Annotated in this window: 1 protein-coding gene; it reads left to right on the plus strand. The window is 59.0% G+C overall.

The window, feature by feature from the left end:
* Positions 1–31 precede the first annotated feature (31 nt).
* Positions 32–290, plus strand: a 259-nt coding sequence (locus tag AC1RO3_RS09085) for a cytidine/deoxycytidylate deaminase family protein (protein ID WP_481764095.1), incomplete at its 3' end; no start/stop codon positions are given.

Genomic DNA, 290 nt, shown 5'->3' on the forward strand with positions numbered 1-290 from the left:
GTACATGGGGATCGCACAGGCTGCGGCCACGATGTCTGTCGATCCAAAGCATCAAGTTGGGTGCGCGATTGTCACGCCCGACGACATGATCACGCTGGGTTGGAATGGTACACCTCCGGGACACGACAATGAGACGCGGGTTCCGAAGTTGGTGCGCTGTGAGCACGGCACCCTTCAGCTTCAAATGGCAACGAAGCCCACGGTTATGCACGCAGAGTTCAACGCGCTCACCAAATTCTCGGGATCGACGGCAAGTGCCGAGAACGCGCGCCTCTACACCACGCACAGTC

It is taken from the genome of Dellaglioa sp. CoH-57-MRSF-19 (assembly GCF_056781975.1).